At 56.6% G+C, this 1776-nt stretch carries 1 protein-coding gene; it reads right to left on the bottom strand.

The annotated features are described in order from the left end of the window. Positions 1–485: 485 nt before the first annotated feature. Positions 486–1682 carry a protein rep gene (locus tag QEP12_RS16800; protein WP_180864276.1) on the bottom strand — a complete coding sequence of 399 codons (1197 nt, stop codon included), beginning with the start codon at positions 1680–1682 and terminating at the stop codon, positions 486–488. Between the last annotated feature and the right edge of the window lie 94 nt (positions 1683–1776).

The following is a 1776-nucleotide window of genomic DNA, read 5'->3' on the forward strand; positions in this document are numbered from 1 at the left end:
CCGGATGCTGGGGCTTCGCCTTTGGTGGGTACGCTGAATTATTTGAGCCGGTCACAGCTCGGTTGGACGTCAACCCCCACAACGTCCTCTCGGATTGAGCTTTTGGGGTTCCACACGGTTTCAAAGGCAAAACGTCTTCGCAGTATAGAGCCGTGAAGGTCGTTCGCGGAAGCGCTCGACACGGCGTGCGGCGCGCCGCTTGCCCACCCTGTCGGCGCTGCCGCGGAATACCGTTGTTCTCAGGACGCGAATTTTTAAGCTCTTGATCCGCGACCAGCAGGCCACGCGGCGAGCTGGCGAGGTGCACGAAAGCTGCGAAAAGTGCAGGGGGAAACTGCCGAAAGTTTCACTTTTTAGATACCGGCGCGGCTTGGGCGCTGTGCTCATTGCGCTGGGTACGTTGCGCGGCGAGAGGTGAACATCAGGGGGCGGGCCCCCCGATACCCCCGAAGGGCGCACTTATGCAAACTACGTTTGTGTGCTGGTCATGCAGCCAGAAGAAGCTCCCTAGCCTCTCTAACGATATCCAAGGTCACAGGAGCGGCAAGAGTGGTCGGGTCGTGGGCTCCCTTGATGACAAACAGGAAGTTCTCGACAGCAGTCCACCCCTTCAATGAGGCCAGCTCCAGAACGATCCCGCGTGCATCCACCTTGAGAACGTCACGCCATTGGTCAATGTCGATCTGCCCCAACAGGTACGCCTCATCTTCTTTTTCTTCTGACAGCTCCTCATCAGTCTTTTCAACCAGGTCGAACTTGGCTTTTAGTCCATTCGACCAGGAGAGCTGACGTTTCCCTTTGAAATTGGCTGCGAACTCTTTGAACAGAAAGGCTGCTTGGCGGTCTTCTGCATCAACCAGGCACGACCTAAGAAGGTCGAAAGGTGTCTCGCCTCCTGCGCGACCCTTCTTGATGTGAGCCTTGGTCATTTCGTCTTCCAAGCCCCACTTGGAGACGTATTTCTCTGCATAGCTACCGTCTCTGATGTCCAAACCGTGTTGCATGGTTGGGGCTGAAAGCCCAGCCTTTTTGCAACAAGAAGCCCACCGGACAAACAGTCTCAACTTCCAATCGTCTAGCTGCATTGGGTGTGGAGCGAACTCGACAAACTGGAGGAAGTGGAAGTGTGGATGCCAACCGTTGTTGGTCCCCTTACGGCCATGTGTGACCTCAAGGGCGCGCACTTGGCCTATGTAGCCCATCTCTGCAAACACCTTCTTTACCGTCTTGTCGCGCAGGAAGCTCTGGACGGCTTCGGCTTGCTTGGCCATCAGGTCTTCCAGCTTGTCAAAACGGGTGTGGGGAGTAGTGAGGGTGAGCAACTGGACAGATCCGCCTGATGCCTGATGCTGGGACATGGCCGATTGCAGCTCAAGGCGGCGGCGTTCTGCAATCTTGGCAGCGCACACAGGGCACGTCCACACACTGCCGCAGGTTTGCAGCCCTGCATAGTGGGCGGTGTCGTACTTCTTGGACTTGAGAACATCGACCCCCTGACGCCCAAAGGCGCGAGCGCGAAGGCACAGGGAAGTACGGCTTTTTGGCAGTAGCTGACGGGCAACAGACTGGAGCGCGAAACGCTCAGTTTGGCGTGTGATCCCTGTCGGGGCTCGTAAATTCGCATTGGTACCAAGGGAGGCACCGCCTGCGTCGTTTTTGTGGCTGGGGGAAACTTTAGGCATTGGCGGACACAAGTCCGCAGGAAGCCAAATACAATGGAGACATGCGTTCTTTCAAGCTGACTTTGATAGGACGCCAGAGGCCTCAGTCATCTTG

The sequence above is a fragment of the Comamonas jiangduensis genome, from assembly GCF_030162955.1.
GTDB lineage: Bacteria > Pseudomonadota > Gammaproteobacteria > Burkholderiales > Burkholderiaceae_C > Comamonas > Comamonas jiangduensis.

Bases quoted from the DNA above. Each gene is read 5' to 3' on its own strand.
- QEP12_RS16800 (WP_180864276.1), bottom strand. From the start codon at position 1,682: ATGCCTAAAGTTTCCCCCAGCCACAAAAACGACGCAGGCGGTGCCTCC.